The following is a 26,611-nucleotide window of genomic DNA, read 5'->3' as shown; positions in this document are numbered from 1 at the left end:
CTTACCCCGCCAAAATTCGGTTGATCATGAAACGCGCCGCAGCCGGTACGCGAGCAGCGGCTGTTTCAGGTGCTGGTCCGTAGCGCCAGGCGGCGTAGGCGTCGGCCAGTTGGCTGATGGCAGCCGCCCAGGCCGGACGGGCCACACCGACTCGGCGGGCAAAATCGCTCGGGCACTCGGTGGGTCCGGGCGCCAGGCCGTGCCGGGTGAGCAGCCGGCAGGCTTTGTTCCAGGTGCGTTGTGGCAGCGGCAGGCGGCGATTTTCCCGCCAGAGCGAAAGCAGCAGGCTGGCGCCGAACAACAGCGCGCTACCCAAAGCAGCGGCTGCAATCAGCCAGAGCCAGGCAAAGCCGTCGCCTTTGCCGCCGAGCAGATTCTTCTGCCGCTCGGCGTCGAGCCGGAATACCCAGCGCCCCATCCAGCCAGCGAGATCGGGCAGTTTCCAGGCATTGCTGTCGGGGGCTGCGGTTGGCGCCGCCGTTCCCGAAATATTGCCGGCCGGGGTCGGCGGCGGTGCTGCTGAATCCTCCGGTTTGACCGGCGCGGGCGCTGCGCGCGGTGCCGGCTGTGGTGCTGCTTTGGTTTTGGCCGGGGTGCCGACGAATTTCTCAGGCGCGATGACGTCGACCGGGTCGACTCGCCGCCAGCCCCTGGTCTCATCCCATATCTCGACCCAGGCATGGGCGTGGCTGCGCTTAACAACCACGTAGTCGGTCAGTGCCATCAACTTGCCGCCGCGATAGCCGGTGACCAGGCGGGCCGGGATGCCGGAGGCGCGCATGAGCACGACGAAGGCCGCGGCGTAAAACTCGCTGTTGCCCTCGCGGGTGTCGAACCAGAAACTGTCGAGGGCATGCTCGCTGGCCGGTGGGGTGAAGCGGTCGCGGACCTTGTAGCCACCCTGGGAAAGACTGGCCAGGGTGTCGCGCAGGATGTCTCCGGGGTCTGCGCCGCGCCGGCTTTCGCCAAGTTCGCGCAGACGCGGATTGCTGCCGGCCGGCAAGGCCAGGGCGCGTTCGCGCAAGGCGGGCGCCAGTTCGCCGCCGGCCGTCCATTCCAGCCACGAGGCGAGTTCGTAACTGATTTCCTGTTGTACCGGCATGTGGGATAGCACCTGCCAGTCGGGGCCGATGAAGGATTCGGCGGTGAGTTTCGACGGCAGGTCGAGGCCGTACAGCCAGAGCCCGTTGTGCGGCGTCAGGCGTATCTTGTATTTCACCTCTTGCACGGTCGACTGGAAATTTTGCCCAAAATCGGAAGCGCGTCGCCAGCCCTGCTGCATGATGCGGCGGCCATTGCCTTCGGCGTAATCGGCGTCGAGGCGCCACTCCTGGCCGTCGAAATCGTAGAAGACCGGGCCGCGCCAGTAAAGCTGACTGGTCGGCGGCACCCAGTTGCTGAATTCGGCGACCAAGACCGCCTGGCCGTCGCTGGCGCCGGTTTGCGTCTGGCCCGGCTTGAGGTGGGCCGAGATGCCGAGGCCCTGGCTGGATTTCTCGATACTGGCCGGCAGCGGCAGGCCGAACGTCAGGCCGATGTCCCACAAGGGGCCAGGCACGCGCGGGAAGAACAGGAACAGAACGGCGGCCAGCGGCAAGGCAGCCAGCAGGTAGCGGCCGGCCCGGCGCAGGGTGGCGACGGCCGCCATGCCCGGTCGCCAGTCGGCCCCGGCAATCAGGCAAAATGCGGCGGCCAGCACGAAGCCCAGGCCGGCGCCCTCGCTCCACTGCAGCAGGCCGATGGCGACGGCCACCACGGCGGCGCTCGAAACCAGCGCGAATTCGCGTTGATTTCTGCTTTCCGACCATTTCAGCGCCAGCACCAGCAGCAGATTGAGGCGTAGCGTGCTGACGTCGAGCCAGCCAAAGACCAGGGCGCTGCTGCCATAGCACAGGGCGAGGGCGGCCAGCCGCAGCGCCGGCGTCCATCGCCGCACCGGCAGCAGCCGACTGGCCGGCGCCAGCAGGAGAAGCGGCCAGACGGCGGGGGGCAGGGCCGGAGCGTGGGCAACCAGCGCCAACAACAGCAAGCCGAAGGTCCACGTGGCCGGGGAGGGACGAAGATTCAGGCGCATGGTGTCAGCGGCCCCCATAAAGATTCCAGCTGACGATGTCGTCGGTGCTTTCCTTGCCGTCCGCGCCGAGCGAATAGAGTTCCCAGGAATGCACCGTGCCCGGATTGCGATATTGGTAGGGCTGCCCCCACGGATCGTCGGGAATGTCGGGCAGGATGCCGTCGGCGACCAGGGACGCCAGACCTTGCGCCGTGCCGGGCAAGGTTTTGCCGTCGCTGCGTGGGGCCAGCAGGGCAGCGCCGATGGCCCGAATATCGTCGCGCGCCCGGGCGTTGTGGCGAGTATCGTCACTGGAACGGGTCGCCTGGAGCCAATAGCCGGTAGCCAGTGCGACAAGCAGTGGAATCAGCCAGCCGAGAATGCCGATCAGGCTGGCCCGGAAGCGGGTGGGGGTTGCTGTCATGGTTTATTCCTGACGTCGCTGTGTGGTCGGGCCGATGATGGAATCTGGAATTCATGCCCGGCTTCGGCAATGCTCAGCGGCGGGATGGTCACATCGACCTTGCCCGGCCCCTGGCTCTCGAAATTTTTCAGGATGTCCTGGAAGGCCAGGCGGTACCAGAGGCGGGTGCGGACCGAGTAACGACCGGGGGGCAGGGCAGGCAACGCATAGTCGATGCGCTCGCTGGCCCCGGCCGGGATCGGCTTTCTCGGGTAGTAGAGGCGCTCGGTGTCGAACAGTACATGGCGCAGATCGCGTTTGCCATCGGCGTCGTACATCTCCTTCACCCAGCGCACGGACTTGAGGTCTTCTTCGCCCTTCTGGCCATCGAAAGTGCCGCTGTGGAAAACCTTTCCCCCCTGTTCGTCGGTGATTTCCACTTCCAGCCACATGTAACGCTGGTCGAGTGGCCCGGTGGGCAGGGCATGGCCGGCGCCGACGTTGGCCACGGTGACTGACAGTTGTGGGCGATTGTTGCGGTCAACTCCGTTTTCCAGGCGAAGTTCGGCGGCTTCCTTGAGCAGGGCGACGATCTGCTGATGGGTGCGGCGCTGCTCGTCGGCGTATTCCTGGCGGGTGAACATCCGGTTGAGGCCGGTTGGCGATCCGCCGCGCAGGGTGGTCATCAGGTTACCGGGCAGGTCGGGGTTGGACAGCAGGTAGTTGTTGCCGGACAGCCGGTGCGACACGCCGCGCGGGCGCTGCTCGCCGCGTTTGAGGGCGGCGACGGTCGCCGCCGGGTCGCGCGCCATGTGGCAATCCTGGCACTGCACGCCTTTTGCGGCCCACGGCGAGCGCCGCCATTCGTCGTAAGTGTCCTGGAAATTCATCGGTTCCTGGCCGTTGACCGCAGTCGGCCGGATTTCCGTGTGGCAGGCGCCGCACAGCGCGCTGGAGCCCATCAACGGCGCGTCGCGTTTGGCCTGCATGTCCTTGGCGTGCCGCGAAGGCGCGGCCATGATCAGGGCCGGATGCAGGTGGCGGAAAATCTGGTTCAGCTTGATGGTTAGCGCTCCGTTGCCGGCCAGCGGCTCGGCGTGCGTCGCGGTGTGGCAGACGATGCAGGAGACGCCTTCCTCCATAGTTTCGGTGCGCGGCACGCTGGGGAAGTCAGTGACCATGCCGCTCAGTGTGCCTAGCGGGTTGTGGCAGGACTCGCACCAGCGTCCCTTGGCGGCGCCATGCACGGTGGCGGCTTTCGAGGCGCCGGTGTTTTCCTCGACGGTGGTGGCATAGATCAACTCTTCATCGGACACGGCGTGGATCGATGTGGCCCACTCCATGAATTCCTGCTTGTGGCATTCGCCGCAGGTACGGGCCGACGGTATGCCACGCCAGTCGACCATGGCCTTGTCACCGGTTTTCAGTTCGCCCGGCGCAAAGGGGTTGTCGCCAAAAGGCAGGTCGTAGAACGGTAGTCCTTTTTTGGCGTCGACCGCCAGATCGTCCGGCGCCGGTAGGATGAAGGCGGCGGCGAAGGCTGCCACCAGCGTCGCGGTGGCGACGAGCAGCAGGAGGCGCAGGGGAGCGGAAAGTTTCATCGGCAGCTTCATGAACGATCCTCCTTCGGCAGATGCCACCACAGGCAGACGAGCAAGGGCAGGGTCAGCCAGGCGTGGGCGCGCAGCAGTCCGACATGGCCACCGTAAGGTAGTGTCACCGGATAACCCGCGAGGTAGGCGATGGCGGGCAGGGCGACGATCAGGCCGGAGAACAGGACGAGCACCAGCGACCACATGAAGGCATGGCCAAGTAGCCGCTTGCCGGCATAGACATCCCGGCGCACTTCGCCGATCAACCGGAATGGCCAGATCAGGTGCAGCAACGGCTCACGCCCATCGCGCCAGTGGATGGCGATGAAGGGGACGAAAAACAGGATGGCCAGCAGACCTGCCGCCAGATGGCAAAGAAGTAGCCATTGCACGAGATTGCCGTGGCCGATGCCCAGCCAGAGCACGATGCCGGTGACGGCGGCGATGGCGAAGGCAGCAATAAAACCCTGAATCAGGTGGCGCGAGGTATCGCGGGTGCGCCAGAGCAAGGCGGCGTCGATGTTTGGCGCGTTGGGTGAAGGGATATTCATGGCGTCGGACGGCAAAACGATTCAGAGTTGAACAAGGCCAGCAGCTTCAGACATTTGTCGCGATGCGGACGCCCGCGTGACGGCGGGAGCGCCTGGCCGGGCAGGCGCAGGCCGTAATCCCGGCCGGCGTGCTCGGCCGCCAGCAGCCAAGCGGCCAGTTGGGACAGGCGGGTTTCGCCATCGCCGTCGGTCAGGTCCCATTCCAGCCACAGCGCCTCGCCGCCGGCATCGCCGTCGAAACGATTGACCGCCAGTTCGTCGCGCCGGCCGAAGACGCGCCAGTTGATGCGGCGCGGCGAATCGCCAGGCGCATAGGCCCGCAGTCCCTGGAAATCGTCGGTGGCAGCCTGGCGATGAGCCTGGCGCGGATTGCCGCCGGGCAGGGGGCGTTCGCCGGCCGGGTGCGGATAAACCAGGGCGTGCATGGACGCCAAGGGCCGCCGCGTCTGCCAGAGGCCGAGCGGCCAGCGCGACACCAGGGCCAGATCCTCGATCCGTTGTTCGCCGCGCCGGCTGGTCGGCAGCATGAAGATCGGCGTCGCGTCACCAGCGCTGTCAAAGGCGGTCTCGGTGCCGGATATTCGGCGGTGGACGAGGGCAATTTCCGCTGCGCAGCGCTGCTGGCTGTTCAGGCGTCCATCGAGGCGCAGGGCTTCGCCGGCAAAAACCGGGGTCACCGAATTGGGCTGCCAGGCCAGCTTGCCGAGCAGTCGATGGCACTGCCAGGCGCTTTGCAACCAGACCGCCAGCAACAGGAAAGCCAGGGCAAAGATCAGGTTGTTGCCGTAATTGACCGCCGTCGCGATCAGCGCCAGCACCGCCAGCAGCCAGAAGATGCCGGCTGCCGTCGGGCGCAGCGGCAGGTGACGCCCGGCGAGCGGCGAGCGCTTGAGCGAGCGGCCGTAGGTCAATGCTGTCATGGCAACGGCACAGCCTCCAGCAGTTGGGCCGCCGCAGTCTCGGCGTGGCGCGCATCGCCCAGACCCAGACGGTGCATGGCCACCGCCGGGAAAATGGTTTGAATGTCGGCCGGCAGCACATGATCGCGCCCTTCAAGCAGTGCCCAGGCACGACCGGCGGCGAGCAATGCCAGCGCGCCGCGCGGCGACAGGCCGTAGGCCAGGCCCGCGCCATGGCGGGTATGTTCGGCCAGGGCGCGAATGTAGGCGAGCAGCGCGTCGCTGGCGTGCACGGCGCGCGCCGCTTGCTGCAGGGCGAGCAGGCCGGCGCTGTCGAGACTGGCCGGCAGGCGTTCCAACAGATCGCGGCGATCCTCGCCACGCAGCACGGCCAGTTCGGCGGCAGCATCCGGATAGCCGAGCGAGACGCGCATCAGGAAACGGTCGAGTTGGGCTTCCGGCAGCGGATTGGTTGACAACTGATCGACCGGGTTCTGGGTGGCGATGACGAAAAACGGTGCCGGCAGCGGCCGGGTAGCGCCGTCGCTCGATATCTGCCGTTCTTCCATTGCCTCCAGTAACGCCGATTGAGTCTTGGGCGAAGCGCGGTTGATTTCGTCGGCCAGCAGCAACTGGGTGAAGATCGGCCCGGGATGAAAGACGAACTCGCCCTTTTCCTTGACGAAAATTGCCGCCCCGGTCAGGTCGCCGGGCAGCAGGTCATTGGTGAACTGCACGCGGTTGAAAGCCAGTCCCAGCGTCTTGGCCAATGCATGCGCCAGCACGGTCTTGCCCATGCCGGGCAGGTCTTCGAGGAGCAGATGGCCGCGGGCGACGAGGCAGGCCATGGCCAGTTTGACGGCGTGAGATTTACCTAATAAAACGCTGTTGACCGCGGCAATGGCGGCGTCGAGCGCAGGGCGGTCGCTGCTGATGTTTTCGTCGATCAGGTGATGCGGGGCATTCATGCTGGTTCCTTGTCGTATTTCTGGTTAATTCGGGAGGCGTAAGAAGGGTGTTGGCTTTGGGGCGGCGAGATGCTGTTCGACAAAGCCGTCGCAAACCGGCTCCATCTCATGGACATAGGTGCCCATCGACGAGCGAGAAACGCGAATGGCCATCATCTGACCGGGCTTGCTGGCCTGCCAGACGGCTTTGCCGACGCAGAAGGCGCGTGCTCTAGGCCACCCCAGATTGTCGATTCTGAGCGCATGGCAAAGACCCTGTTGCCATGGCGTGTTTCGGGACAGGACAACATGGCGCTCGACGGTCATTGGTCCAACGAGCAAGATCGGCGATGCCGGCAACAACACGGCCAGCGTCGACCAGGTGCCGGCAAAGAGCAGGAGCATGCAGGCGAAATCGACCTTGAACAGCGAGCGATTCTGGGCTCCCGGCCTGATCCGGCGCCAATAGAGTAGCCATGCCGGCAGCACGGCCAGAATGGCACTGACGATCACCAAGCCGGTATCGGGAACGAAATCGACCCAGGAGGCGAGGATGGTCGCCAGCAAACCGGCCAGAGCCGGCCATGTCCTGGCGCCACCGACCGGGCAGGCGTTTGCCGCATATCGTGACGGGTGAGTGCCGAAGCGCCAGCGTTCGCGACCGATCATGGCTGGTTCACCACGGCAAGTGCCCGGCCAGGCAGGATTCGGCGCGCAAGAAAAGCATGCAAGCCATCAGCGTCGCGCCTCGGCGGCAAGTGAAGCAAGGTGCGTCGAGAGCGCCTTTCTCATGGCGATCAATGAGGCGGGAATGGTGGCCAGCCAGCCGGCAAAGGCGCCGTAAAGAACGCCTTTTTCCGGTTGCCCGATGGCCCCGGCATAGACACCCGCCGCAGCCCCGAGGGCGAATCCGATCAGCAGGCCGTAGATCATCCCGCGCCACACAAAGCTCCACCAGACAGCAAGCGCCTTGTTCCAGCTGATGAGCGATGAGTTTTTCCGGGTTGTGTCCATTGTCCCGGTCTCCTAGCGAACGCTGACCTTGCCCACCATGCCGTGCTCGGCGTGGCCGGCGATGGAGCATTTCAGGTCGCCGCTGGCGGTCTTGACCGGGACGAACCACCATTCGACGGTGCCGCCCGGATAGACCTCCAGTTCGCTGACGCTGCCCTTGATCTCGCCGATGGCCTTGCCGTCCGGCCTGTTGACCTGCACCTTGCGGGTAAAGACGGCGCCGGACAGTGTGGGCGACGCGAAGTAGTGGGCGACCGGGCTGGGGTTGGTCAGCACGACCTTGTACAGCTTGCCGGTTTCGAAACTGAGTTCGTTCGGTGCAAACAGCATCTCGCCCTTGGCGTTGCCGAGCTGGATGCGGATTTCGACTGGTTCCTGCCGGGTTAGATCGCCAGCGGCCTGGGCAACGGATGGCGCCAGCGTGAGGCCGGCGGCGAGATGCATCAGGATGGCGAATTCGGAGAGGGGTGATCGGCTTTGGCGAGACACGGTGGATTCCTTTTCCCAGCGTTAGATTTCGAAACGAACCCCGCCGTAGACGTAGCGTCCACGGTTCGGTCCCCAGATATGGGTGACATCGACGGTGCCACTGGCATCGATCCACAACATGCCGTCGTGGTCGCTCTGCTTGAAGTCGAATAGGTTGTCGGCCCCGGCGAAGACGGCCCAGCGCTTGTCGATGGCGTACTGGATGCGGGCATCGACGGTCCAGAAAGCCGGGCTCTTGTCGGGCTTGGCGCTGCCGTCGAAGTTGTAGTGCTGGGTGTCGCGGTAATAAAACTTGGCCAGGTCCTGCGGGCCGGTCCAGGTGGCGCGCACGAAGACGTCCCAGCCACCACTGTCCCAGTCGGCCGACAGATAGACGCGACGGTCCGGGCGGGCAAAAGCCAGGGTACCGACCGGAAAATCGTAGTGCGCGGCTTCGAGTCCGACGCTGGCGGCCAACGATTTGCTTATCTGGTAGCCGATCTGCAGGTCGGCTCCCTTGACCGTGACCGGCTCATCGGCGCTGCGCAGCACCGATTCCGTTGATCCGATGTCGAGCCAGGCCAGGTTGGTCAGCCGGGTCCAGTGGGCGTTGGCCAGCAGTTTCCAGTCGCCGTCCTGCCAGTCGAAGGTGTACATCAGGTTTTTCGACTTCTCGACACCGTTGGTGGCATTGCGGATGACCAGCGTTTCGAGAATGCCGTGATCCTGCTCGAAGTAACTGGTTGGCGCCCGGTAGCCAATGCCGCCCGACAGCCGGCTATTGGCATGTTCGTTGTGGCGCCAGAGCAGGTTGAGGCGCGGCGCCAGTTGCTCGCCGTAGACGTTATGGTTCTCCCAGCGCAGGTTGGCGCCGACTTCCAACTGGTCGTCCAGGAAGGCGTAGTTGGCGGCTAGGCCAAGGCCGGGCGTGCGGAAGGTGTAATTGTCCAGGCCATTGGCCGGCGTGCCGTCGGGCAGTTCGGCCTGCGAGCGCAGGTCTTCGTAGCGCCAGTCGGCCAGGGCCGTCCACACGCCGCCGGCCAGCGGTGCCTTGAGGCTGCCCATCAAATACCCTTGATTTTGTTTGGCCTTGTAGACGTTGCCTTCGTAGAACGAATCCTGATCATGGTGGGCATAGCCGGCGGCGACATTGAGGAGCGCATCGCCCAGCTTCTTCTCGCCGGTGACGTAGGCTGACTCGCGTTTCGTGAAAATGATCTCGGAGAGGCCGGTGCGACCGTCCACGTAGTTCACCTTGCTGCCGTCGGTCGGATTGACCCAGCCATCGACGTAGGGCGAGGCATGGGCGCCTTTGGAGAAATCGAAGGGGTTGCCGCTGCGACTGGCCCTGATCGCGTCGTAATCGGTCCCCATGGCGCCGCCGTTGCGCTTCTCGTCAATGGCATCGATCCGGCCCTTGAGCTTGAAGCCGCCGATGTCGTCGACGAAGAAGCCGATGCCGCCCAGCTTGCGGCTGTAGCCGGTGTATTCGGAAACGCCGTTGCCGTCGCCATCCACTGAGTCATGGTTGTTCGTGTGGATGTTGGCTGTAATGGCCCCGGCTGTGCCCGCCGTCGCCACCTGGGCATCGAGCCGGCGGCTGCCGTATTGGCCGACGGCCATCTCGATCATCGCTTCGTCCTTGACCGGGCGGCGGGTCACCATGTTGACCGTGCCAGCCAAGGCGTCCGGCGTCAGACCGGAGGCGCCGGCACCGCGCATCAGGTCGATGCGTTCCAGTCCGCGCAGGCCGACCGAATCGAGGCCGTAGGCCTGCGAAACGGCCGAGAACAACGGCACGCCATCGATCAGCAAGGTTGTGTAGCGGCCGGGCAGGTTATTCAGCGAAATGAAACGGGCATTGCAGATCGAGCACTCGACCTGGACGGCGACACCCGGCCGCTTGTCGAGCGCCTCGTTGATATTGGTGGCGCCGGACTTGGTGAATTCCTCGACGGTACAACTCTCTACAGGCGCTACCTGATCGCGCAGGAACGGGCGTTTGGCGCTGCTTTCACGGGTGTTGCCGACGACGACTTCGCCCAGGGTTTTTTCCTTGCCCGGTGATTCGGCAGCGATACCCGGCGCGGCGACGAGGGCGGCCAGCATCCAGACCATCGGCTTGAGCCGGAAGTTGTTTCGCTGCTTGCCTTTCATGGAGGTGTCTTTCATGGAGGTGTCTTAAATAGAATCGAGAAATTTCAGAAGTGCCGCACGTTCGGTCTTGTTCAGCGCCATGAAGCGGCCCTTGGCGACCGCGGCTTCACCGCCATGCCAAAGGATCGCTTCCTGGACGTTGCGCGCCCGCTGGTCGTGCAGCAGCATGGAGTGGTGATTGCTCTTCTGGGTCAGGCCGATGCCCCATAGCGGCGGGGTGCGCCATTCTCGGGGGCCGGCTTCACCGTCCGGCCGGCCGGTGAGTTCAGCCCCCATGTCATGGAGCAGCAGGTCGCTGTAGGGATGGATGGTCTGGCCACGCAGACGCTTGATCGGATGGCTGTTGCCGGTCTTGACCGTATCGGCGTGGCAGGCGTTGCAGCCTGTTTTCGCGAACAGTGTTTCACCGAGCTGGACGGCCGTGTCGTCGATGTTGCGTCGCGCCGGAACGGCGAGCAGTTGTAGATACACGGTCAGCGCCTGGACCTGGGCTTCGCTCAGGTCGGTATGAGCCGGTCCGCCATTGCGCGGCGCCTTGGCACAGGCGATCTGATTGGCCAGACACAGTTCGCGCGGATGAACGGGCGAGGTCATCCCCATGTCGTTGAAAGCGGCGCCGGAAGCCTGGGCGCGCAGGCTCGGCTCGTTGGCCTTGAGCGAGAACTTGCCGATCACGCGCTTGCCGGTTTCCGGGTCGGTGACCCAGTTGGGCTTGCCGGAGACGCCGTCCACGTGTTGTTCCTGAGATTTGGCCAGGGCAAGGAGCGTGGCTTCGTCGATGGCTTCCAGCAGGCCCATGCCGGGCAGGCGCGGCGCGCTGCGTGCCTCGAAAATGGTGTTTTCCGGCAAGGGGCCGTAGCCGGGGTTGTCTACACGATAGTGGGGCTGGCGCAGGCTGAATTTTTCGCCGTCCGGGAAAGTGCCGGGAATTTCACGCCAGTCGATGACGCCGAAACCCTCGGGCGGCACGCCGGCCACCGCCTTGTCGCGCAGCTGGGCGTGATAGCCGGCGGGCGCGCTGAATCCACCCTTGCCGTCCGGAACGCTCATGCGCAGAAAAATGCCGGTCATGACCTGGCCGGAGACGTAGGGGTTTTCCACAGAACCATCGCGAAAATGGCAGGAGCCACAGGCATTGGCGTTATACAGTGGCCCGAGGCCTTCCGGTGTGTTTGAAATTTCGCCTGTTTTCGTGTTGACCGTAGATAGACCGCTTGTCACCCTGTACGGGCGCTCGAACAGACCGTCGCCATCCTCGAACATCTTCTCGTATTGCCAGGGCAGGTTGTCGGCGGCTTGCCCGAAAGGCTTGAAACCCTTGTGGAAGGTGGTCATGTCGCCGGCTGTCAGCAGGCGTGGATCGGCACTGGCAGTCGGCATCGGCGCATCGCCGTAACCGGCTTGCCAGGCCAATTGCGATTTCCAGTACGCCCAGCCCAGCGCACCCAGCGCCAGGACGAGAACGAACAGCGCCCGGATCAAGCGTTTCTTGCCTGCGATGCCTGTTTTATTCATGGCCTTTCTCCCTTGTCCCGATACTTCAGAATTCGTAGCGATAAGCGAGGCTGATCGACCAACTGCCGAGTACGGCTTCGCCGAGGTCTATCGTGCTGCTCGCGCCGTTGTAGAAGAAGGTGGTGTCCTTTCCCTGCTGCGTCTTCATGGAGCGCTTCGACAGATCGATGCTCAGCTGATGTCCCTTGTCCAGAGCAATGGCGGCGCCGACCTCAGCCTCCCAGCCTTTGCCGCTATCCTTGTGGACGAAGCTGAGCGGATGGGCGAGGTCGGAACGCAGGTTCCAGTCGGCCTCGGCCTTGTAGGTAAACCAGTGGTGCTTGAGGCTGCCGCGCAGCGCGACTCGTTGCCCGGCCTTGAGTTCGCCATCGAGCCCCAGCCAGATGCTGCTCCAGATCGGGTGATAGCGACTGTGCAGTTCGTCGAAGGGGCCGAGCGGAACGTTCCAGGCGATGCCGAGCAGGCTGGCGGCCGCAGCGTCGGAAAGGACTTGCCGACCGTTGCTTGACCGATAGATGCTCTCGTAGCGGGCCAGGCCGATCAGCGGCGTCAACGTGGCGGCGCTGCCGAGGCGCAAGGTCCAGCCGGCACCCAGCGAGGCGTCCAGCATCTCGCTGCCGGTGGTGTCGGCATGGGATCGGGAAAACTCGGCCTGACGATTGTCGAGGGCGTAATCGGAATCGCGGTTTTCGCCCTTGGCAAAGGTATGGGCGATGGCCAGATGTCCCTTGAGGGTTGCACCGGAGGCATGCGTCCAGCCGCCGTCAGCGCGTATCTGGGTAGCCGGTGTCTGCCATTCAAGCTCGGACAGGATATTCGGATAGCCCTTTCCGCCGATGTTGAAGCGCATGTTGTCGCGGCGATAGCCGGCAGCGATGGCCAGCCAGCCAGACTTGGTGCTGCTCGTCGGCCATGGTGTGTCGAAGGGGATCTCGCGCCGCCCTTCCGGTGTGAACACGGTCATCTTCGGGTCGGGACGGAGCTTGATTTCCGATTCGCGCGGCGTCGCGCCGTCGAAGACGGTAATCTTGGCCGCTAGCTTGTCGGTCCAGCGCCCGGCCGCCAGGACAGGGGCGCTGGCCAAGGTGGCGGTTGCTACGGTCAACCGAAAAAAAAGGCGAAAATCGAAAAGCATCATGGAAGATCAAGGGCCTGCTCGAAGGGTTGCCGCGAGATGGCATAGAGCCAGGTCGCTGCTTCGGCGCTGCCGTCGGGTCCGAGTTCCGGGTTCTCGATGACGATGGCCGACCACCGGCCGGGCAGGGCGGCCGCCTGCAGCGTTGCGTTGCGGGCGCTCCAGTTGCTGACGCGCAGAGCGGTTACGTAGAGGCCGTCGCGCAGCCAACTGCCAGCCACGTCGGCGGCCATGCCGTTGTCGAGCACCATGGATTTCCGCGCACCTGGCGCCACAGCGCTCAGGCCATCCGGCGGCGCCTTGTTCGGACTGCGTTGCAGCACGGCCGCCGCGGCGGAACGGGCCAGCGCTGCATAGGCGGCATCGCCATCACGGGCATTGCTGCGGTCGATGCCGGTTGGCGGGGCGACCGGCCAGTCGTTGGTCAGCTTGGGAACCGTCTTGGTCGTGGGGAAGGTCGCCGTCGTAGCATTGAAGTCCTGCGTCTTGGTGGTGGCGATGCTGTCGCCTTCCTCGGGCGTCTCGATGATGCGGGGGGTGATGAGCAGGACAATCTGGGTGCGCACCTTGGCGCGGACATCCCGCTTGAAGAAGAAGCCGAGCACCGGCACGTCGCCGAGTACCGGTACCTTCTCGTCGTCGCGGGTGACGGTTTCCTTGATCATGCCGCCGATGGCGACCGTTATGCCATCCTTGGCGTGGGCGGTGACTTGCAGGTTGGCGGTATTGACCGTATCAATCGGGAAATAGATCACATTGCCGGCTGCTGTGGAGATCGGGATCGTCGCATCGCCGATCTTGACGGTCGAGCTGTCCTGGTCCACGGTCAGGCTGATCGAACGATCTCCGTTGATCCGCGGTAGGATGGCCAGGGTTTGGCCGACATCGCGTTTTTCCGTCTCGACGGTGATCGTCGTGTTCGTCGCACCGGTCGTCCCGGTCACGCTCTGGGAAGAGGCACCGACGGTCAGGATGCGTTCGTCGCCGATGAACAGCCTGGCGATCTGGTTGTTGGCAGCGACCAGCATAGGCGAGGACAGCACTTTGAGCTTGTTCTCGTTGGCCAGCAGTTGCAGGCGCAGGCTCAGGTTGCTGCTCATGACCTGCCAGATCAGATTGGCATTGGATTCGAGGCCGAAAAGCCCGGTGCCCAGGCTGTTGCGACTGGTGACCCCCGCCGAATTGGTCGTGCCCCATCCGCTGGGACCGCTCGTCGTACCTTTGCCGCTCTGGCCAATATCGAAAACCGAGCGATACCCATCATCGAGTGTCACTTCAAGAATCTTCATCTCGAGCAGCACCTGCTTGGGCGGACGGTCCATGTCCGAAACCAGCTTGCCGATCTCCTTCAGCGCCTGCTCGTCACCGGTACGGACCATCAGCAGGTTGTTCAGCTTGTTGTAGGTGACGAGGATGGCCGGCCCCTGGCGGGCGGCCATTTCCTGAATGTCGGAGCCCGAGAGCGCGGGCTGGCCGTTGGCGTCGAGGCGCGTCTGCGTCGCCATCCGGTCCTGGCTCATCCGGCCCAGATCGGTGGTCGGGTCGTAATTGGCGGCGGCGCCCTGGCTTCCGCCGCCGGCACGTCCCTGATTGCCCATGCCCTGCTGGCTATCGGACATGCCGGTGTTACCCATCATGTTGTTGCCCATCACGCCGGCATTGCCCATGGCATTGTTGTTGCCACTCTGGTTACCGCTGCCGCTTCCCGTCCGGTTGCCGGAGCCACTGCCGGATCCGCCCCGACCGCCAGCCGCTGTCCGGTTTCCGCTGCCCAGAGAGGTGGGGGGCATTTCCTCGATGGGGTTGCTCAGTGCAACGCGGGCGCCGAACAGCGCCTTGATGGCATTGGCTGTCGACACCACATTGTGATGGCGCAAGGTGAAGACCTGCGTCTTCTCGTCGCGGACGATGGCCAGATCCTTCTGGTACTCCTCGCCGCTCATGATCACGTAGGTCTTCGAGGCCGAGTCCACGCGATACCAGACGCCGGCAGCCCGGCACAGATTGCGCACCATGTCGTCTACGCTGGCGTTGCGCAGATAGAGCGAGACGGTCAGATCGGAAACCTTGCTGGTGACGACAACGTTTGCGTTGCCGATCTGCGAGAGCAGGCGGGCGACCTCTTCAAGCCTGACTTGGGAGAGCTGGATATTGCCGAGCACGCCCGGCGAAAGCGCTTTCTCGCTCGCCCGGGCCGGAGATTTGCCCCGGCTGGCCGGCGACTGCTCCGGTTCAATGGCCAGCGTTGGCAGGGCGATCAGGCTGGCGGCGAGAACGATCAGGGGAAAATGGATTTTCGTATTCATCGCAGGGTGATCTTGTTGCCCTGGGGCAGCCCAGGATTGGTCAGGGTGACACCTTCATCGGTGCCGACATGGATGGTGAAAGTGCCGAGGTCGCCGAAATCGACGAGGTCGCCGTCCTTGACGAGAATGGCTTGCTGGCCGCGCACCAGCAGTTGTGCGCCGCGACCCCGTGGCGTAACGAGCAGGGCCTTGACCTGGATCTGGCGCTGCACATCCAGTTTGCTGGCCACCGGCAGGCCGCTGAAGCTGCCCGGCGAGCGGCGGCCATCGCGCAACTGCGGCGAAACTTCGAAGGGGTCGATCATCGTGTCCAGTCGCCGCGTCGCCGGGATTTCGTGCCTGGCCGGCGCTTCAGGTGGCACGGCGGGTTCGGCTTGGCCGGGGTCTCCCGAGAGCTTGCCGACCTGGCGGTTCACCGATTCGGCATAGCGACCGATGGTCGCCAGGTTCTCGCGCATCGTCGGCTGGAGGTCGACGCTTTTGTCGCGCGATAACTCCATGGCCTTGTTCTGGGCCAATGTCGGAGCGCTCAGGGCAAGTATCAGGAGGCCACAGGCGAAACTATGTGAGGTATTTTTGGGGATGCGATGGGGCATGGATGGACTCAGCCGCCTCCTGTCGATACGGCCAGGACGGCCTGAAAGAAGGCGTAGTAAACAAAACCGACGATGCCGCCGATGAGCAGGGTGAGGACCGGCTCGATCATCGACGACAGGAATTTGACGCGGGCATCCAGCTCTTTCTGGTAATGCTTGCCCAGCGCTTCCATGACGTCTTCCATCTCGCCGCTGCGTTCGCCGACCGCCGCCATGTGGCGGACCAGCGATGGGATGGGCTGGCGGTCGAGGGCGACGGCCAGTGCCCGGCCTTCGAGTACCTGTTCGCAGGCCGCATTGAAGGCAGTTGATAGCGAGGCATTGCCGATGATCTGGGTGATCGAGCGCAGGGCCTCAAGCACTGTCAGGCGGCTCTTCAGCAGCAACCCGAAGGTCCAGGTCGCCTGCGCCATGGCCGCCGCCATCAGCGTGCTGCCGAGGATGGGGACGTGCAGGAAAACGCGATCCATGGTCAGGCGAACGGCAGGGAAGCGGCGCAACACGATCAGTCCGACGATCGTTCCGGCAATGCCCAGGACCAGCATGCCGCCCCAGCGCTGCAGCCAGTCGGCGATATCCATCATCGTTTTGGCCGCCCAGGGGATCGACTTGCCGCGCGACTGCAGGAATACCGCAAAGCGTGGCACGACCGAACCGACCATGAACGAAATAACACCAATCGCTGCCAGCAGAACGATGCTCGGATAGGTCAGGGCCGTCATCAGTTGCCGGCGAATGTCGGCCCGGCGCTCGGTCAGGGCCGCCAGGCGGTCGAAGACCGAGTCGAGCTCGCCCGAAGCCTCTCCGGCTTCGGCCAGCTTGACGGCGATGCGCGGGAAAGTCGAACGCTCCATGGCCAGTGCCGCCGAGAAACTACTGCCCGAACGGATGCGGTCGGCGCATCGGTCAAGCTGCATCGTCAAGCGTAGCCGGCTGGACAGTTTGCCCGCCGCATCCAGGGCTTCGAGAATGGTATGGCCGGCCCGCAGCATCAACTGCATCTGCCGATAAAAGAGCATCAGGTCGCTGTTGCGCACAGAGAGCCCGCTATGGAACCAGCGTACGAGCGCACGGACGGCATCGAGCAGCGAGCGCCTTTCGAGGTCGCCCTGCTGCAGTTCGAGGATGCGCAGGCCCTGGCCGCGGAGCAGCGTGCGTGCTTCGTTGAGGTCGGCGGCCTGCAATTGTCCCTGCAATTCCTTGCCCTGCGCGTTGAGGCCGAGATAACTGAATGTCGCCATGCCGCTTACCCGTTCATGCGCAGGTAGGGCCGGACTTCGGCCAGGCTGGTCAGATTCTGGCGAACCTTGTCACGGGCGTCGTCGCCCAGCCGCCAGTAATTGCCGGCGGCCTGCATCAGTTCGCGCTCGCTGGCGTCGTTGCCGATCCGCTCGGCCAACTCGCCATCCAGCCAGAGCGACTCAAAAACGCCGATTCGACCGCGATAGCCGGTGCCCAGGCAGCGTGGACAGCCGACTGGCTCGGCGATGCTGCATGCTTCGTCCTCCGCTGTTTTGAGCAGACTCCTTTCCTCTGTTGTGGCCGGGCGCGTCTCGCGACAGTGCGGGCAGAGCATGCGGACCAGTCGCTGGGCGATGACGCCATGCAGCGTGGCGCCGATCAGGAAACGCTCGCAGCCCATGTCGGACAAGCGGGTGATGGCACCCACCGCCGTGTTGGTGTGCAGCGTGGACAGCACCATGTGACCGGTCGTTGCCGCCTTGAGGGCGACATCGGCAGTATCGAAATCGCGGATTTCGCCGACCAGGATAACGTCCGGATCGTGGCGCAGGAAGCTGCGCAGGGCGTCGGCAAAGCCGATCTTGCCGCCAACCTGAACTTGCGAGATGCCAGGAATCACCTGTTCGACAGGATCTTCGGCGGTCAGGATGTTCAGCGCGTTGGCGTCCATTTCGCGCAGCACGGCGTAAAGCGTCGTGCTCTTGCCGCTGCCGGTCGGGCCGGTGACCAGCACGATGCCGTGTGGATGGGCCAGCGCTTCGCGCAGGCGCTCGATCATGAAGGGCGGCATGCCGAGCGAATCCAGCGTCTGGCGGCCGGGATCGCTTTTCATGATGCGCAGTGTCAGCCGCTCGCCGAACTTGGTCGGCGCCGAGGCGACGCGCATTTCGACCGGCTGTTCGTTGATCGTGTAATTCAGGCCGCCATCCTGCGGGGCGCGCGATTCGGCGATGTCCATGCCGGAGAGCACCTTGATGCGCGAGATCATGCCTTCGCCCAGTCCCTTGCCGAGCGGGCTGCCCCAGGCCTGCATGCGGCCATCGACGCGCAGGCGGATCTTGACCGCCTCCTTTTCGCTCTCGATATGGATGTCGGAAGCCCGCCGCAGTACCGCGTCACGCAGCAGGCGATCGAACAGTGCGACCGGGTCTTCGGCCGCACTGTCGCGGGCATCGGCCGGGGCAAAGCGGGCCAGCACCGGCGCCAGCGCTTCCGGGTCGGCCACGGCCAGACGCAACTCGATGCCGGCCAGCACGCGTTTTGCGGTCTCAATGCCCAACTGGTCGCTTGGATCACTCAGCACGATGACCAGTTCGCCCTCGGGCGTACGCATCGGCGCCATCGGGTGGCGTTTGATCAGGGTGCCGGGCAGACGGCTGGCGGCGGCCAGATCCAGTTCCCAGCGCTCCAGTTGGGCATAGGGCAGGCCATGGATCTGGGCAAGCGCCAGGTAGAAGGCTGTGCGCGGCAAGCCGAGTTCGCGCGACAGGGCATCGAGCAGCGTCATGCGCGTCGCCCGGGCTTGGGCGCGCAGGCGGTTGACCAGGTCGCGGTCGAACAACTCGGCCTGCAGGCCGGCATTGATCAGCGTCGCTTCGTTCATCGTGCTCATGCGCTTCTTCCCTGGCGCATCAGGCGCTCGAAGCCATTCGGGTCGCGGGCCAGGCGCCGGCCTTCGTCAAGGGCGATCAGGTTGTCGCGGGCGAGACCGGCCAGCGCCTGGTCGAAAGTCTGCATGCCGGCTTCGCGGCCCGACTCGATGGCCGAATAAATCTGCGCCGTGCGCCCTGAGGCGATCAGGTTGGCGACAGCCGGCGTAACTTGCAGCACTTCGACGGCCGCGACCCGTCCCGGTCGTCCGTTCTGTGGCAATAGCTGTTGGGCGACGACGGCCTTGAGGACCAGGGCCAGACGATGGCGGACTACCGACTGTTCGTCTCCGGGGAAGCCGCCAATGAAGCGCTCGATGGCGCCGCTGGTATCCGCCGTATGTAGCGTCGAGAACACCAGGTGGCCTGTTTCGGCAGCAGTCAAGGCAGCGCGCATGGTTTCGGTATCGCGTAATTCGCCGACCAGGATGACGTCCGGATCCTCGCGCAGTGAAGCTTTCACGGCGCTGGCGAAATCCGGTACGTCGGTGTACAGCTCGCGATGACTGATGATGGCCCGGTTGGGCGTATGCACGAACTCGACCGGATCCTCGATGCTCAGGATATGCACCGGCAGGCTGGTATTGATTTCGTTGATGATGGTGGCCAGCGTTGTGCTCTTGCCGCTGCCGGTAATGCCGGTGACCAGCACCAGGCCGTCGGTCAATGAGGCGAGTTGGCGAACGCTCTCAGGCAGGCGTAATTCGTTGAAGCTGAGAAAGCGCGAGGGGAGGTGGCGGGCAACCAGGGCCGGCCGGCCCAGCGAGCGAAAAACGTTGATTCGGAAACGCTCGCCGCTTTTTGCCGTAAAACCGAGGTCGACCGTGCCCTTTTCGGCCAGATCGCGCCCTTGCTGCGGGCCGAGCAGTTCGCCGAGCAGGCCATCGAGCATGGCTTGCGTCCACACTTTGTCGTTTATGGGCGCAAGATTGCCGTGCAATCGCCAACTGGCGGCTCGGCCCTCGGCCAGATGCAGGTCGGAGGCTTGGTGCTCGACCACCTGCTCAAGCAGCGCATTGAAATTGATGAGTGCCTCGATCATCCCTTACACCGCGAACTTGATGCGCACATCCAGCCACTGGCGGATGGGGACATTGGTTTTGGGATCGCGCTCAACCTCGACCTGAATGTCGCTGCCGACCGGCGCCGCGACGTAAGGCAACTGGTTGAGACCGTCGAGGAACTGCATCAGGCCGCGAAAACTTGCCCGGGCGCGCAGGACGATCAGCGGCCGCTTGAACGGGTTGCCCCTGGCTGCCTCCTGCAGCATCTGCGGGGTGGGCGGCTTGTCCTTGTCCTCGCTGCGGGTGTAGACGTGCTCGATGGCCATGACCTCCATGTCGCCGGCCTCGGCTAGATTGGTCAGGCCGCTTTTCAGGGCATTCATCGCCAGGCTGTCGTCGAGCGGCACGAAGCGGGCATTGAGCCCGCGCAGTTCAAGCGTGACATCGTCGAGTTGGGCTCTGAGGGCCTGCAATTCGAGTTCGGCCTCGCGTGTACTCTTGCCGCCCAGACTGGGCGGCGGTACCAGTGGCTTCGCCTCGGCCTTGGCGGCGTTTTTCTGGCGGACAGCCATTTTTTCCAGGTCGTAGACCAGCTTGTCGATGCGTTTGTTGCTTTGTGGCCAGAGTAGTGCGGCATAAAGTGCAATCAGCACCCCCGCGACAGCGGCGGTACGCAGGTTGCGATCCTGCGTCGGCAGCTTTTCCCAACTGCGGCGCCATTCGTGCCACTGGGCAAGCCATTTTTCCATTGGGCTGGTACTCATGGGTTTGTCCTCAGTGCCGGAGCCTGTGACGAGATACCGGTGCCAGCCGGTGCGGGCGAGGCCGATGGCGAGGCGGTCCGCGCTGCCGACGGCTCGTTGCCCTCCAGGTCGCTGTCTTCGAGCAGCAGCCAGAACTTCACTTCATGGCCGCGCCGATTGTTGCGTCCCTTGCGTTCCCGGATTTCCATCTGGGACAGGCCATAGCCCTTCTCGCGGGCGAGCACGGCCATCCGGTTCACGAAATCCTGGGCGCCGGTGTAGCTAGGCGACCAGGCGATGACCTGGATGGCCGAGCCGGCGCTATGGGTGTTGTCGTTATGTACTTCCTCCATGACCGCATCGCTGCCGACCGCCTGCGCCAGCAAGTAGAGCAGGTCGGGCAGATCGACGCGCATGGCGATGATGCGGGCCAGGCGCGAACGGTCGTTGAGCAGCGGTTCGAGTTGTCGCCGCGTGGCGTCCAGGCCCTTGCTGAGCTCGACCAGTTTCAGGTTGACCTGGGCTTCCTGCTGGGCGGTCGTGCTGTGCTGTTTTTCCTTGCGTTGATGCTCGACCATCCTGTTTTCGAGCGTGTACAGGCGGTAGCGCTGGAATCCCTCGGCACCGGCCAGGATCAGTAGTACCCCGCACAGGGCCAGCAGGCGGTGCACATCGGGGTTCTTCCAGGGCGATCCGCGCAGTTCTCCGGCCGCCATCCGGGGCAGTCGCGAAATGGGTGCGCTCGCTTCGCGCAAGAGATTGCGCCAGAGCGCCTGACGGGTTGCCGCAGCTCGGTGTACCACGCAGGGGTGGCCGGTGGTCAGGTTCAGGGCATCGGCCAGTGATTCGCCGAATTCGTCGTCAGCCGCGTCCATGAAGTGAATGGCGATCTGGGCGCGCGACTCGGCTGTCCAGTCGGCGACGATCCGGTTCACCCAGTCGGCGGCCGGTGCGCGCTCGATCCGTCCTTCGCTGCGGGTAGCCACGACACGGCCGCGGCGGCGCAGGACCGCCACCACTTCCTCGGCGTGAATTTCAAGATCGATGCAGGGAGCCGGCTGCTCGCGACGGCCGTCTGTCGGGCTCAGCTCCGCCGCCTCTGGGTCGCTGGCCAGCCAGGAGAGCGGCAGCGTCGCCGCCAGATGCAGGTTGCGGCGGGAAAGAGCCTCCTGCCATTCGCCATAAGTCGCACGGCCGACGCCGCAGACCAGCCAGAGCGGGTGCTTGTCCTCGATACGCCCGCGCCAGCCGGCCAATGTCGAGGCATCGAGGTTCTGCAGGGCGGTTTGCTGGTCGAGGCATTCATCCAGCGCATCGCGCTCGATTAGCTCCAGTTCGATGGCAATTTCTCCATAGCGCAATTGACTGCCCCGGTTTTGCCGGCGCACTGCTTCTTCCATGGTGATCTGTTCGCGGTCGGTCGGCGTCAGGTAACCACGTGCCTGGAGCAGGGCGCCCATCGACCACAGGCTGCCGAACTCGGCCAGCACCGGCTCGAGGTCGGCCTGGATCAGTTCGCGCATCTGTTCCGGGCGGCGCGGCTTGTCAGGCTGCACCGGCAGGTCGATGACCGTCGGCAGGACATGGCGGGCGGCCAGCGCTACCCGCTTGGGGCGTACCGGCGTGGCGACAGCGAGGCGTTGCAATACTTCGTCCAGCGCGGCAGAAAAACGCCCTTGCGGCGAGGATGCCTCGGCCAGCAGGCTGCCTTCATCCTTGCCGACCTGCATCAGCGCCGCCTCCATGCCGCCGACGTCCCAGGTCAGTAGCAGCCAGGTGGTGGTGCCGGCGCCGAACTTGTCGCGCAGGGCAGCGATGGCTGTGTGCCAGCCTGGTGGGGGCGCCGACGCTTTCTCCGCCGCATCCCGGAACTCGCAGCCCTTGCTCAAGCTGCCGAATAGATGTTTCATCGAATTTCCAGCGTAACGGCCGGCAGGTTGCGACCGGCAATGGCGTCGATCTGGGAGAGGATCGGGCTGGATACCGCCGGGGAGATTGTCCAGGTGACCTTGTCGTCGGTTGTCCATGGATTGCCGGTTAAGCCGTTGCGGCTGAGCACGAGCAAATGACGGCCCTGCGGAATACGGCCTTGACCAGGAACGGTGACGCCAGGTTTGCAGCCGTCATGGAAGGCTGCGCTCACCGTCGAGCTTCCAGCAACTGTCACATTGCTGTTGTTTATGCATTGCCCGTCGCTGGAGGTGCCGTAGGCAGCATCCAGGCAAGGAAGTGTCGCTGTGGCATAGCGGTACCACTTATCACCACCGGCGGTGTTGGCATAAACCAGCAAGCTGACGGACAAACCCTCCGAATTGGCGTTAATGTCAGCGTTGGTCCGGTTCTTGACCTGCACTGTCCAACCGGAGATCGGTATCAGCCAGTCGTTGGTTGCCACGGTCAACCCGAAATCCGAGCCAAAATCGGAACCGCCGCTGACATTGTCGAGACCAAGGCTGGTGATGGTCAGCGTCTTCGCGGCGCTGTCGAACACCGTATTCCAGCCAAAGTTGACGGCATCGTCGGTGCTCGAAACATTACCCCAGCCATCGCGGAACCGCCCATTCACGGCCAGCCCACCCAAGTAGTCACCGCCGTGGCCTTTGACCAGTTGAGCTGCAGGTGCAAACACATTGGGGGCCGTGGCAGGCGACGTGGCTACCAGGGTGATATCGTCCGCGCTACCGTCGTTGGCGCAGGTCGTATCGTCCGGCTTGGGGTCGAAAATCGGCGAGCGGGCTGCCCGCGCCTGCAGCGCTCCGACTTGCAGCAGCGTGACTAGATCGGCAGGCGGCGCGCCGTTGTCGGCGACAAAGCCGGCGCTCGCCTCACCAGTTGCCGGCCCGTTATGCCCGAGAATGGCCCGGCGCAGGATTTGCAAGCGCTGGCGCGTGTCGTCGTAGCGAATCTGCGTCCGGTCTTCCGAGAAAACCCCGAAGGCGAGCAGCGAGGCGGCCGATAGCACGGCGACGACGACCAGCAACTCGATCAGCGTGAATCCGTGCGGCAGGTGGCGAACGGGGCGGCGGAGCATGGATCAGTCGCCGAACGAGGTAATCAGCAGCGCCGGGCCGCGGTTGTTGTTGTACACGTGGAAGGCGTAGAAGGTCAGCACCTGGCCGACCTTGGCGGAGCCGCCCAGGCGGGCCGCGACGGCATCGTCGATGTAGGCGGCCAGCGCCTTCTCGCCACCGAAATCAAGGCCGATGCGCTGGCTGACTTTGGGCGGATCGGAAACCTTCATCATCGACAGGGCGGCCATCAGGTATTCCGCCTTCTGCGGCGACGGCATCACAGCCAGCGTGGCCTGAAACTTGACCGGCGAGGGTGCAAAAATGATGCGCTGGCCGGGAATTTCGGTACGCGACTTGCTAACCAGTTCCCTGAGATTGACCTCCTTGTAGGCCGTCTGATTTTCCTGGATGTTCGTTTTGAGCGCTGCTGTGGGCGCGCTATCGGCAGCGACGCTGAGCGGCGACATGCCGACCAGGACGAGGCCCAGGGCCATGCCGGCCAGCGACATGAACGGAGAAAGGGAGGTGGGCGGTAGCATCGAAATTCCTTGGGAGTTAGGGGGCCAGGCAGAGCACCACGTCGTCGTTGCCATAGCTGGCGAGGACATTGGGCAGGCAGGGATCGCTGGCATTGCGGCCGCCGTACTTGCCGTCGCGACCGAAATAGACGATGCGCGGCGTGTCGTTGTTGTCGGCCAGACCGAAGACGGCGAAGGGGCGGGCGTGGGCCGGTAGTTCTTGCCTGGCGGCGTCGTAGCCGATGGTTTCGCGCGGCATTTCCCGCCAGCCCAGCATGCAGGCGCCGGCAGTCAGTTCCTGGCCGTTGCAACCGCCCCAGGTCGGACCGGCAGCGCGGTAGCGGGGACCAGCGCCAAAGGCCGGAATATCAAGAATCTTGCTGCCAGCCAGCGGGTTGCCATCGCCGTAAGGCGGATTGGCGCCGGGGCCGACATTGTTTAACTGGTCGGCGTTGAAATCCGTACCGTGGTCGACCCACTTGCGTGAAGCGGTGTCGAGGTAGGGGCCATGCCAGCCACGACGGGTATCCGGGTTCCAGCGGCTCAGGAAGGCGAGCGGGTGGTTGGCGCACAAGGCGGGACGGTCGAACAATAGGGCGAGGTTGACCGGCGAGGCGAACCAGACATCGCGGTCGGCATCAGCATTGGGCGCCGCCCAGCTACGCAGGACGCCGCCCAGCGGCGTGCAGTCGAAGCCGCTGCCGGTAGCTGTTTCGGTAGTGCCGACAGTGGCAAGAACGAAAGGCCCCTGTCCAGGGTAATAGCCGGTATCGCCCTTGAAGCGCTTCAGGCCATCGGCCAGGCGCTGCATTTCGGCGCGGGCGATGTCGTCCTCGGCGCTTTGCTGAACGCCGACATAGCCGCCCCAGGCGGTATAGGCCAGCGCGGCGAGGATGCCGCAAACCACCAGCAATTCGACCAGCGTAAAGCCGCGGTCGCGCAGATCACCTGCCTTGGACAGCGCCATGGAAATTCTCGATTCTCGATTCTTGATTCGGGAGAGGTGGAGGGCGCCGGCGTGTGATCGGCGCCCTCCGGGTGGAGCGAACGGGGTCAGTCGCCCGCTCCGGTGAAACTCAGCTCAGACCTGATTAGGTCGGACGAACGTTGTCAAACTCGCCGAGTTCTTCGTCCTTGGTATCGCCAGCGCCGTCGACGATGGCCTGCAGGGTGGCCTTGCCGTTGGTCGGGCTGGTCGGGTCAGAGGTAACGTTGAACAGCGCAACGAAGCGGTTGTACTCGGTCGCTGCGACGTGACGATAAATCGGAGTATTGGTCAGACCGCCGTATTGGGTGGACTGGAACAACGTGGTGTCCGGTCCGATGCCGAAGGCAACCAGCTTGGAGCCAGCCGGGGCATTAACGCGGGTCAGGTCACCCTGCCAGACCATGACTGGCGTGGTGGCGGCCAACGCGGCATTTAGTACGGCACCGCAACCGTTGGCTGCCGCCGTGCGGAAGATGTTCTGGACGGTGATGTCGTTGGTCTTGTCCTTGATGGTGTTAACAATTGCGGGGGTCGTGGAGGGAGCGGTAATGGTTGGGGCGCAGCCTGCAATACTGTTATCGATAACCCGTACGGTGGTGATGCCGACTTCGGTCAGCGTGGCCAGTTCGGCAGCTGTGATGGTGCCATTAATGATGGCGCCGTTGGCCGGAGTGGCAGCGTCGTAGAGGGCGGAATTGAGCAGGACGGTTGGCGCTGCAGCAGTTAGGGTGCCGTCGGCGCTGGCCATCAGCGAATCCCAATTGTTCGGGTAGGTGCCGTTGATCTGCTTGAAGGTCAAAATACCCTTGGACAGTTCGTCCATCATCGCAACGTGAGCGGCAGCGAAGGCCTTCTTGTCGGTGTCGTGCAGCATGATGGTGGCGGTGCCGGCGATGGCGGCCAGGATGGCGACGACGACGAGCAGTTCGAGCAGCGTGAAGCCGCCTTCCTTCTTCTTCATGCCGGCCAGTTGGCGGCGCAGGGCGCGGCCCTTGATTGCGGATTCGTCGATGGACTGGATCTTGGACTTCAGTTCGGCCTTGGTCATGGCCAGGAGTTTGGTCAACATGTAAAGATTTCCTAACGGATGGTCTCGGATCCCTTCCCCAGGGACTCCTGCACCAGGTTGTTTTACGAAAGTTCCGGAGGATTCCGGATGTATTCGCTGCAGCCCCTCGCTGCCAGCCTGTTACTTGTGCCATCCGCCAGGCTCACCCCGGCCGGAAGCTTTGATTCGTTGGCGCCTTAGTTAGCGGGCGCGTAGTTGATGACGTATCGGTACTGCTTTCCGCAATGCAAAATGACTTCTTTCTGGCCGCGTCGAAGAATTCGTATCTCCACTTTCAGCTCGGCAAAGCCGTCATGCAAGAAGGCTTCACGGTAGAGGTCATTCAGTTTGGCGAGCACCGTTGCGTTGGCAGCATCAAGTGCTGCCGGGCGATCAAGGGCTTCCACGCTACATGTTCCTTGTATATGGTTGGTTGCTTAAATAATAATGATTCTCAATACGATATGCAAGTGTTTTATTGAACTTTTTCTACTTTGTGAGAATCAGTTTCCCGAGACTGGTGATGCGCAGGGAGTAGCGCTCGCCGCGGTGGGCAATGGCCAATTCACATCCGGCACCAAACAGTTCATTGCTGGTGTAGGTTTTGACAAGTGCAGACGGAATATTGACGGCCGGACCTCTCGGCAAGCGGGGCGGAGCGTCGGCATCGCTGGCGTGAGATGCTGTGACGCCGTTGTTCTTTTGCCCGAGAAACGGAGCGCGAAGCAGTTGTTTCGTGGTTTGCATGTGCATGACTCCTGGTTGCTGGTTG

At 63.9% G+C, this 26,611-nt stretch carries 25 protein-coding genes; all 25 read right to left on the bottom strand.

The window, feature by feature from the left end; genetic code table 11:
• Nucleotide 1: 1 nt before the first annotated feature.
• On the bottom strand, nucleotides 2-2,092 hold the full coding sequence (locus AC07TV_RS13040) for a transglutaminase TgpA family protein (RefSeq protein ID WP_494648791.1): 2,091 nt from the start codon (nucleotides 2,090-2,092) through the stop codon (nucleotides 2-4).
• Nucleotides 2,079-2,477, bottom strand: coding sequence for a type II secretion system protein GspG (locus AC07TV_RS13035; RefSeq protein WP_494648790.1), 399 nt, complete (start codon nucleotides 2,475-2,477; stop codon nucleotides 2,079-2,081). Before AC07TV_RS13035 ends, AC07TV_RS13040 begins: the two co-directional genes overlap by 14 nt.
• Nucleotides 2,474-4,069, bottom strand: a complete 1,596-nt coding sequence (locus tag AC07TV_RS13030; protein WP_494648789.1) for a multiheme c-type cytochrome — start codon at nucleotides 4,067-4,069, stop codon at nucleotides 2,474-2,476. Before AC07TV_RS13030 ends, AC07TV_RS13035 begins: the two co-directional genes overlap by 4 nt.
• Nucleotides 4,066-4,599 (bottom strand): hypothetical protein, encoded by a 534-nt coding sequence (locus AC07TV_RS13025; RefSeq protein WP_494648788.1) that lies wholly within the window; start codon nucleotides 4,597-4,599, stop codon nucleotides 4,066-4,068. Before AC07TV_RS13025 ends, AC07TV_RS13030 begins: the two co-directional genes overlap by 4 nt.
• The gene (locus AC07TV_RS13020; protein ID WP_494648787.1) at nucleotides 4,596-5,519 is read right to left on the bottom strand and encodes a DUF58 domain-containing protein; all 924 of its coding nucleotides are present in this window, start codon (nucleotides 5,517-5,519) and stop codon (nucleotides 4,596-4,598) included. Before AC07TV_RS13020 ends, AC07TV_RS13025 begins: the two co-directional genes overlap by 4 nt.
• Nucleotides 5,516-6,466 carry an AAA family ATPase gene (locus AC07TV_RS13015; protein WP_494648786.1) on the bottom strand — a complete coding sequence of 317 codons (951 nt, stop codon included), beginning with the start codon at nucleotides 6,464-6,466 and terminating at the stop codon, nucleotides 5,516-5,518. The genes AC07TV_RS13020 and AC07TV_RS13015 overlap by 4 nt, the downstream gene beginning before the upstream one ends.
• A gap of 24 nt (nucleotides 6,467-6,490) precedes the next feature.
• Entirely contained in the window at nucleotides 6,491-7,114 is a 624-nt protein-coding gene (locus tag AC07TV_RS13010) for a hypothetical protein (protein WP_494648785.1), read from the bottom strand.
• Nucleotides 7,115-7,180: 66 nt separating this feature from the next.
• Nucleotides 7,181-7,459, bottom strand: a complete 279-nt coding sequence (locus tag AC07TV_RS13005; RefSeq protein WP_494648784.1) for a hypothetical protein — start codon at nucleotides 7,457-7,459, stop codon at nucleotides 7,181-7,183.
• Between the two features lie 12 nt (nucleotides 7,460-7,471).
• Nucleotides 7,472-7,948 carry a cupredoxin domain-containing protein gene (locus tag AC07TV_RS13000; protein WP_494648783.1) on the bottom strand — a complete coding sequence of 159 codons (477 nt, stop codon included), beginning with the start codon at nucleotides 7,946-7,948 and terminating at the stop codon, nucleotides 7,472-7,474.
• A 21-nt stretch (nucleotides 7,949-7,969) separates the two neighbouring features.
• Nucleotides 7,970-10,099: a TonB-dependent receptor plug domain-containing protein gene (locus AC07TV_RS12995; protein WP_494648782.1), complete on the bottom strand. Its 2,130-nt coding sequence runs from the start codon at nucleotides 10,097-10,099 to the stop codon at nucleotides 7,970-7,972.
• A 9-nt stretch (nucleotides 10,100-10,108) separates the two neighbouring features.
• Complete coding sequence (locus tag AC07TV_RS12990) at nucleotides 10,109-11,599, bottom strand: di-heme oxidoreductase family protein (RefSeq protein WP_494648781.1); 1,491 nt, start codon at nucleotides 11,597-11,599, stop codon at nucleotides 10,109-10,111.
• 25 nt (nucleotides 11,600-11,624) lie between these two features.
• Nucleotides 11,625-12,683, bottom strand: coding sequence for a hypothetical protein (locus tag AC07TV_RS12985; RefSeq protein ID WP_494648780.1), 1,059 nt, complete (start codon nucleotides 12,681-12,683; stop codon nucleotides 11,625-11,627).
• 50 nt (nucleotides 12,684-12,733) lie between these two features.
• Entirely contained in the window at nucleotides 12,734-15,040 is a 2,307-nt protein-coding gene (locus AC07TV_RS12980) for a type II secretion system protein GspD (protein WP_494648779.1), read from the bottom strand.
• A complete protein-coding gene (locus AC07TV_RS12975; RefSeq protein WP_494648778.1) occupies nucleotides 15,037-15,636 on the bottom strand; it encodes a hypothetical protein in 600 nt (199 codons plus the stop codon). The genes AC07TV_RS12980 and AC07TV_RS12975 overlap by 4 nt, the downstream gene beginning before the upstream one ends.
• A gap of 8 nt (nucleotides 15,637-15,644) precedes the next feature.
• Nucleotides 15,645-16,877: a type II secretion system F family protein gene (locus AC07TV_RS12970; RefSeq protein WP_494648777.1), complete on the bottom strand. Its 1,233-nt coding sequence runs from the start codon at nucleotides 16,875-16,877 to the stop codon at nucleotides 15,645-15,647.
• Between the two features lie 5 nt (nucleotides 16,878-16,882).
• A complete protein-coding gene (locus AC07TV_RS12965) occupies nucleotides 16,883-18,490 on the bottom strand; it encodes a GspE/PulE family protein (protein ID WP_494648776.1) in 1,608 nt (535 codons plus the stop codon).
• Entirely contained in the window at nucleotides 18,487-19,569 is a 1,083-nt protein-coding gene (locus AC07TV_RS12960; protein ID WP_494648775.1) for a type IV pilus twitching motility protein PilT, read from the bottom strand. The genes AC07TV_RS12965 and AC07TV_RS12960 overlap by 4 nt, the downstream gene beginning before the upstream one ends.
• Nucleotides 19,570-19,572: 3 nt before the next feature.
• Nucleotides 19,573-20,295 carry a hypothetical protein gene (locus AC07TV_RS12955; RefSeq protein WP_494648774.1) on the bottom strand — a complete coding sequence of 241 codons (723 nt, stop codon included), beginning with the start codon at nucleotides 20,293-20,295 and terminating at the stop codon, nucleotides 19,573-19,575.
• A complete protein-coding gene (locus tag AC07TV_RS12950) occupies nucleotides 20,292-22,184 on the bottom strand; it encodes a hypothetical protein (RefSeq protein ID WP_494648773.1) in 1,893 nt (630 codons plus the stop codon). Before AC07TV_RS12950 ends, AC07TV_RS12955 begins: the two co-directional genes overlap by 4 nt.
• Entirely contained in the window at nucleotides 22,181-23,305 is a 1,125-nt protein-coding gene (locus AC07TV_RS12945; protein WP_494648772.1) for a type II secretion system protein, read from the bottom strand. The genes AC07TV_RS12950 and AC07TV_RS12945 overlap by 4 nt, the downstream gene beginning before the upstream one ends.
• A gap of 3 nt (nucleotides 23,306-23,308) precedes the next feature.
• Nucleotides 23,309-23,824: a hypothetical protein gene (locus AC07TV_RS12940; RefSeq protein ID WP_494648771.1), complete on the bottom strand. Its 516-nt coding sequence runs from the start codon at nucleotides 23,822-23,824 to the stop codon at nucleotides 23,309-23,311.
• A 16-nt stretch (nucleotides 23,825-23,840) separates the two neighbouring features.
• A complete protein-coding gene (locus AC07TV_RS12935) occupies nucleotides 23,841-24,770 on the bottom strand; it encodes a type IV pilin protein (RefSeq protein ID WP_494648770.1) in 930 nt (309 codons plus the stop codon).
• Between the two features lie 124 nt (nucleotides 24,771-24,894).
• Nucleotides 24,895-25,860 (bottom strand): type II secretion system protein, encoded by a 966-nt coding sequence (locus tag AC07TV_RS12930; protein WP_494648769.1) that lies wholly within the window; start codon nucleotides 25,858-25,860, stop codon nucleotides 24,895-24,897.
• A gap of 176 nt (nucleotides 25,861-26,036) precedes the next feature.
• A complete protein-coding gene (locus AC07TV_RS12925) occupies nucleotides 26,037-26,246 on the bottom strand; it encodes a hypothetical protein (protein ID WP_494648768.1) in 210 nt (69 codons plus the stop codon).
• An 82-nt stretch (nucleotides 26,247-26,328) separates the two neighbouring features.
• Nucleotides 26,329-26,586 (bottom strand): hemin uptake protein HemP, encoded by a 258-nt coding sequence (gene hemP / locus AC07TV_RS12920; protein ID WP_494648767.1) that lies wholly within the window; start codon nucleotides 26,584-26,586, stop codon nucleotides 26,329-26,331.
• Nucleotides 26,587-26,611: the final 25 nt, after the last annotated feature.

It is taken from the genome of Azonexus sp. GW821-FHT04F04 (assembly GCF_059420025.1).
The sequence above is the reverse complement of the archived record's forward strand: the minus strand, read 5'-3'. Positions and strand labels throughout refer to the sequence as shown.

What these genes read in the sequence shown, in the direction of transcription:
- AC07TV_RS13040 (WP_494648791.1), bottom strand. Translation starts at nt 2,092, where the DNA reads ATGGGGGCCGCTGACACCATGCGCCTGAATCTTCGTCCCTCCCCGGCC.
- AC07TV_RS13035 (WP_494648790.1), bottom strand. Translation starts at nt 2,477, where the DNA reads ATGACAGCAACCCCCACCCGCTTCCGGGCCAGCCTGATCGGCATTCTC.
- AC07TV_RS13030 (WP_494648789.1), bottom strand. Translation starts at nt 4,069, where the DNA reads ATGAAGCTGCCGATGAAACTTTCCGCTCCCCTGCGCCTCCTGCTGCTC.
- AC07TV_RS13025 (WP_494648788.1), bottom strand. Translation starts at nt 4,599, where the DNA reads ATGAATATCCCTTCACCCAACGCGCCAAACATCGACGCCGCCTTGCTC.
- AC07TV_RS13020 (WP_494648787.1), bottom strand. Translation starts at nt 5,519, where the DNA reads ATGACAGCATTGACCTACGGCCGCTCGCTCAAGCGCTCGCCGCTCGCC.
- AC07TV_RS13015 (WP_494648786.1), bottom strand. Translation starts at nt 6,466, where the DNA reads ATGAATGCCCCGCATCACCTGATCGACGAAAACATCAGCAGCGACCGC.
- AC07TV_RS13010 (WP_494648785.1), bottom strand. Translation starts at nt 7,114, where the DNA reads ATGATCGGTCGCGAACGCTGGCGCTTCGGCACTCACCCGTCACGATAT.
- AC07TV_RS13005 (WP_494648784.1), bottom strand. Translation starts at nt 7,459, where the DNA reads ATGGACACAACCCGGAAAAACTCATCGCTCATCAGCTGGAACAAGGCG.
- AC07TV_RS12995 (WP_494648782.1), bottom strand. Translation starts at nt 10,099, where the DNA reads ATGAAAGACACCTCCATGAAAGGCAAGCAGCGAAACAACTTCCGGCTC.
- AC07TV_RS12990 (WP_494648781.1), bottom strand. Translation starts at nt 11,599, where the DNA reads ATGAATAAAACAGGCATCGCAGGCAAGAAACGCTTGATCCGGGCGCTG.
- AC07TV_RS12980 (WP_494648779.1), bottom strand. Translation starts at nt 15,040, where the DNA reads ATGAATACGAAAATCCATTTTCCCCTGATCGTTCTCGCCGCCAGCCTG.
- AC07TV_RS12975 (WP_494648778.1), bottom strand. Translation starts at nt 15,636, where the DNA reads ATGCCCCATCGCATCCCCAAAAATACCTCACATAGTTTCGCCTGTGGC.
- AC07TV_RS12970 (WP_494648777.1), bottom strand. Translation starts at nt 16,877, where the DNA reads ATGGCGACATTCAGTTATCTCGGCCTCAACGCGCAGGGCAAGGAATTG.
- AC07TV_RS12965 (WP_494648776.1), bottom strand. Translation starts at nt 18,490, where the DNA reads ATGAGCACGATGAACGAAGCGACGCTGATCAATGCCGGCCTGCAGGCC.
- AC07TV_RS12960 (WP_494648775.1), bottom strand. Translation starts at nt 19,569, where the DNA reads ATGATCGAGGCACTCATCAATTTCAATGCGCTGCTTGAGCAGGTGGTC.
- AC07TV_RS12955 (WP_494648774.1), bottom strand. Translation starts at nt 20,295, where the DNA reads ATGAGTACCAGCCCAATGGAAAAATGGCTTGCCCAGTGGCACGAATGG.
- AC07TV_RS12950 (WP_494648773.1), bottom strand. Translation starts at nt 22,184, where the DNA reads ATGAAACATCTATTCGGCAGCTTGAGCAAGGGCTGCGAGTTCCGGGAT.
- AC07TV_RS12945 (WP_494648772.1), bottom strand. Translation starts at nt 23,305, where the DNA reads ATGCTCCGCCGCCCCGTTCGCCACCTGCCGCACGGATTCACGCTGATC.
- AC07TV_RS12940 (WP_494648771.1), bottom strand. Translation starts at nt 23,824, where the DNA reads ATGCTACCGCCCACCTCCCTTTCTCCGTTCATGTCGCTGGCCGGCATG.
- AC07TV_RS12935 (WP_494648770.1), bottom strand. Translation starts at nt 24,770, where the DNA reads ATGGCGCTGTCCAAGGCAGGTGATCTGCGCGACCGCGGCTTTACGCTG.
- AC07TV_RS12930 (WP_494648769.1), bottom strand. Translation starts at nt 25,860, where the DNA reads ATGTTGACCAAACTCCTGGCCATGACCAAGGCCGAACTGAAGTCCAAG.
- hemP (WP_494648767.1), bottom strand. Translation starts at nt 26,586, where the DNA reads ATGCAAACCACGAAACAACTGCTTCGCGCTCCGTTTCTCGGGCAAAAG.